At 68.5% G+C, this 4,707-nt stretch carries 5 protein-coding genes; 2 read left to right on the forward strand and 3 right to left on the reverse strand.

The annotated features are described in order from the left end of the window. On the forward strand, positions 1–142 hold a 142-nt coding region (locus tag E2651_RS41315), incomplete at its 5' end, for an aldehyde dehydrogenase family protein (protein ID WP_135336413.1). A gap of 287 nt (positions 143–429) precedes the next feature. Beyond that, entirely contained in the window at positions 430–1,989 is a 1,560-nt protein-coding gene (locus E2651_RS41320; RefSeq protein ID WP_135336414.1) for an APC family permease, read from the forward strand. A gap of 18 nt (positions 1,990–2,007) precedes the next feature. Here E2651_RS41320 and E2651_RS46045 read toward each other — a convergent pair whose 3' ends face one another. The 3 genes from E2651_RS46045 to E2651_RS41330 form a co-directional block, all read right to left on the reverse strand. Next, a complete protein-coding gene (locus tag E2651_RS46045) occupies positions 2,008–2,130 on the reverse strand; it encodes a hypothetical protein (RefSeq protein ID WP_280922832.1) in 123 nt (40 codons plus the stop codon). Between the two features lie 79 nt (positions 2,131–2,209). Continuing rightward, complete coding sequence (locus tag E2651_RS41325; RefSeq protein WP_245239534.1) at positions 2,210–2,704, reverse strand: RRXRR domain-containing protein; 495 nt, start codon at positions 2,702–2,704, stop codon at positions 2,210–2,212. 197 nt (positions 2,705–2,901) lie between these two features. Beyond that, positions 2,902–4,443, reverse strand: a complete 1,542-nt coding sequence (locus E2651_RS41330) for a CehA/McbA family metallohydrolase (protein WP_135336415.1) — start codon at positions 4,441–4,443, stop codon at positions 2,902–2,904. Positions 4,444–4,707: the final 264 nt, after the last annotated feature.

The following is a 4,707-nucleotide window of genomic DNA, read 5'->3' on the forward strand; positions in this document are numbered from 1 at the left end:
GGGCGGGGTCGGGGTGAACACCATCGGGCGGAACATGGAGGCGCCGTTCGGCGGGTTCAAGAAGAGCGGGGTGGGCCGGGACGTGGGGTCGTACGCGCTGCACGCGTACAGCGAGCTGCAGTCGATCGTCTGGCCGGGATGAGTGCGCAAACGGGAGCCAACGGAACGAAACGGGCGACAGTGTCTCGCGAAAGGTCCGTTATGTGAAGTGTGAGATGACGCTCAGGAAAATTTTGAAACGGGCAAAACGGACAGTGCTGCGGTTCCCGCATACCGGACGGTCCGGGATTTGCCTGGCAATGACGGACCGATTCGGTTGAGAAGTCAATCAATCGATGGCGTCTGCCCGATTCATCCATCGATTGGAAGCCGAAAGATCCGGACCTCATCCCTCCGGATGTGGAAACCGTAGGACTTAACGTCCTGTTCATGAGCCAGTTGGACGTACGGCCCCAGGCCGGAGACACGGTAAGCGACGCCCCCGACGGGGGCGTACGCGCCAAAGGCCTCGGCGGGAACTCCGTCGGCCTCATGGGCAGCGCCGTCATCGGCATCTCGACCGTCGCCCCCGTCTATTGCCTGACCTCGACCCTCGGCTCCACAGCCGGCGAGGTCGGTCTGGCCATGCCCGCGGTCTTCCTCGCGGGCTTCCTGCCGATGCTCCTGGTGGCCTTCGCCTACCGCGAGCTCAACAAGGCCATGCCCGACTGCGGCACGTCCTTCACCTGGACCGTCAAGGCCTTCGGCCCGCGGATCGGCTGGATGTGCGGCTGGGGCCTGGTCATCGCGACGATCATCGTCCTCTCCAACCTGGCAGGCGTGGCGACCTCGTACTTCTGGCTCCTGGCGGGCGAAATCACGAGCAACGACTCGGTGGCCGCCCTGGACGACAACAAGGCCGTCCACATCCTCACGTGCCTCGCCCTGATCGCCGCGGCTACGGCCATCAGCTATCGGGGGATGACGGCTACCAAGGGGGTGCAGTACGCGCTGGTGGGGTTGCAGCTGGCGGTGCTCGCGATCTTCGTGGTGATGGCGTTCCAGAAGTCGGGCAGCGCGGAGTTCCCGATGTCGGCCGACTTCTCGTGGTCGTGGCTGAACCCGTTCGCGGTGAAGTCGTTCTCCTCCTTCACCGCCGGCCTCTCGCTCGCCATCTTCATCTACTGGGGCTGGGACGCCTGTCTGGCTGCCAACGAGGAGACGACCGGCAGCGACAAGACGCCCGGCCGCGCCGCGCTCATCGCGATGGTCGTGCTCGTGGGCTCCTACCTCGCGACGGCTGTCGCCGCGCAGATGGTGGTGGGCTCGGGCACCAAGGGCCTCGGCCTCGCCAACCCCGACACTTCTGACAACGTCTTCGCCGTACTGGCAGGTCCGGTGATGGGCCCGACGCTCGGCATCCTGCTCTTCGTCGCCGTCCTCGCGTCGGCGGCCGCGAGCCTGCAGACGACGTTCATCCCGGTGGCCCGCACGGTCCTGGCGATGTCCACCTACGAGGCGCTCCCGAAGTCGTACGCACGCGTCCACCCGCGCTTCAAGACCCCTGGCCGCGCGACGGTCACGGCGGGCATCGCGACGGCGGTCTTCTACACGGTCATGACGCTGGTCTCCGAGCACGTCCTGGTCGACACGATCTACGCCCTCGGCCTCATGATCTGCTTCTACTACGCGCTGACGGCCTTCGCCTGCGTGTGGTATTTCCGCCGCGACCTCTTCGGCTCCGTACGGGACTTCGTCTTCAAGGGCCTGCTCCCGGCCCTCGGCGGCATCCTTCTGACCGGCGTCTTCACCAAGACCCTGATCGACATGTGGAACCCGGAGTACGGCAGCGGCTCCTCGGTCTTCGGCGTCGGCTCGGTCTTCGTGATCGGCGTGGGCCTGCTGCTCCTCGGCGTGGCGATCATGCTGGTCATGAGCCGCAAGAGCCCGGCGTTCTTCCGGGGCGAGGTCCTCAAGCGCGACACCCCGACGCTCGTCGTCGCGGACTGACCGGCCGGGCGGCCCGGCTCACGGGCCAGGCCGCACCTCCGGGTCGCCTGGGGCGTAGCTGTAGCCGTCGCCGCGCTGGAGCAGACGGATGCGGCGGTGGTGGATACCGGTCACCAGCTTGGTCGTGGTCCGGATGTTCATGTAGCCGTCGCTCCGTACGGCGACGCGCCCCCGGTGGCGCCCGGCCTTCTTACCCTTCGGGACGTGGGCGGCGACGAGGTCACCGGTAGTGAATCCGAAGTGGCGCTTGGCGCGTGGCCGTTGCAGCCGGGGGAAGCCGTGGGCGTCGGTCAGCGTGCGCTGGTAGGTGCCACGGCCTTGGCTGCCGACGACACATGGCCGTACGGGGTGGCGGACGATACAGCCGGCTTCGCCCAGCTCCCCTACACACAGCGCGTCCAGGGTGTGAGTCTTGCCGCAGGGTCGCGCGCCTGTGCATCTTGGTCCTGATCTGCGCGCCGCGATGCCGTAACTCGACGGATACGAGCCCGCGCCGCACCGTTACGGGAGGGCCGCCGAGCCGGACCTCCTGCTTCTCGTCCGTCAGCGCGATTCCTGTGGCCTTGCTGCCGGGATCGATCCGGAGCTGTACGCCGTCGACCTCGGATTCGGCGAGGGTGCGGTCGATGAGGCGGATGGTGAACGGGGCGAGGCGGGCGACGCGTGCTCGCCCACGCTCCAGCAGCGTCCGCGCTCGCGCCGGATGGCAGGGCATGAGTGGCTTCCCATGCCGATCGAGGACGAAGACCCGCTGCTCGCCGATGCCGATGCCGCCGCTGGTGTGTGAGCGGCTGGTGAGGACCTCACGGTCCTCGATCACTCCCTGGCCGGATCTCCCGGTTGCAGGGTGACGCCTCCGGCGGCGGGTGCCACCACCGGAAGTCTCCCTACTTTGCCACTTCCGCGGAGCCCTCAGCCGCCCAAGAAGATCGGGTTGGTGAACGCCGCCAGAGGGCCCGGCAGGCCCGTCACCACCGGGGCGTGGCGGACCTCCGCTCGTACGTACGCCGCGTATGAGGCCGTCGTCTGCCACTCGGCCGTGCCTGTGCCGGATTCGGGGAGGGGCGGGGACGTGAAGAGGACGCCCTGGTCCGTCACGAAGCGGATCGTGCAGGCGGGGGTGCCCGTCACGTCGAGGCGGATCGTCACCGGGGCGTCGGGGCCGACCGGGAGGCGTTCGCCGATGCCTGCCTGGCTGCCCTTGCCGCCCGTCGCCGTGAACTTCAGCGATACGTTCTTGGACTCGGCCACGTAGCTGTGGCCCGCGCGGATGCCCGCCTGGATGGCCTCGCGGGTCAGGTCGTCGGCCAGGACGACCGTCTGCGGGGTGCCGACCGGGTCGGGGTCGCGGTGGGCGTCGCTGTTGCCCATCGCGGGGATCCACGGCTTGCGGCCGCGCACCGACGCGACGAGGGTGCTGTCCCAGTCGGCCAGCGAGACCTCGTCGTCCGGGGTGTACGCGCCGTTCCACACCTCCACCGCGTCCGCCTCGCCGAAGCCGAACTTCCAGTTGCAGCCGACGCAGGTGGCGTGCGGGTGGGCGGGGACGACCAGGCCGCCCGCGTCGCGGATCTCGCGCGCGTACTTGCCGAAGCGGTTGTCCCGGGCGCGGTAGCGCCAGTCGATGAACGTGTTGGGGTCCGTGCCGAGTGCGACCACGTGGCCGTTGCGGGTTGTGACCTCCTCGCCCAGCATGACCAGGAGATCGTCGCCCGCCTGGTCCGCCCAATGGGGGTGTGCGGAGTGCGTGTTGTGGTCGGAGGAGTTGATGAAGTCCAGGCCCGCGGCGCGCGCGAGCGCCGCGATCTCGGCCGGGGTGCGCCTGCCGTCCGAGTACCAGGAATGGAGGTGGCAGTCGCCGCGGTACCAGGCTCGGCCCCGGCCCTTTGCGCGGTCCGGTGGATAGACGGGGCGCGGAGTCTTGCCCGGCTCCCCGTACTTGAGGGTGATCGTCACCTCGTAGGGCAGGCCTTGCGGGGCGACCGTGTACGGGCCGAGCGCGATGTTCCAGGTGCCCGCCTTGACCGGGCCCGGGATGTAGCCGGGTGTCGCGTCGTCGGCGCGGATGAAGAACTCCGTGCGTGCGCCGCCCGACCAGCCGCGGAAGCCCTTGCCGCCGAGCGCTGTGCCGCGCTGGTCGAAGACGCCGATGTCGAGCGCGTTGTTCTGGGTGCCCGCCGGGACCGTCGCCTTCTCGTACTTGTACGCGACGTGGATCTCCCGTACGCCGTCGGGAACTTCGACCGGCAGATACACGAAGTCGGGCGAACCGGTGGGCAGCGTGCCGCGCACCACCTTGGTCTCGTCGTCACTTCCGGATGCGCGCCCTGCGGCGCTCGCGAAGCTCACGCTGTTCAACGTAAGCGCGGCGGCGGCTCCCGTCACTAGGAGTCCGCGCCGGTTCAGGGGTGTGTCGGTGGCTCTGCTGCGGTGATGTAGTTCGTCCTCGCACATGTGGCGGCTCCCCAGGGTGTCGGATGAGACTGCAGGGCAACCCTGGTATTGAGCCGTTAACTTCCCGGCAAGGGAAGGCAATTGACACACTTACGGGTGGTGACGGGCGTGCGGGACCCAGGTGCCTAGGCGTTCGCGCCCCGTTATCTTCTTCGCGGTTCCGCAATGGGACCGCTGGCCTCCGGGCCCGGCATGACTGTTGCCCCCTGTCGAACCGATGACCTGGGGGGTGGTGTCACCGGGCCCGAGAGGCGCCGTTGGAGA

The sequence above is a fragment of the Streptomyces sp. MZ04 genome (genome assembly GCF_004684775.1).
Taxonomy (GTDB): Bacteria; Actinomycetota; Actinomycetes; order Streptomycetales; family Streptomycetaceae; genus Streptomyces.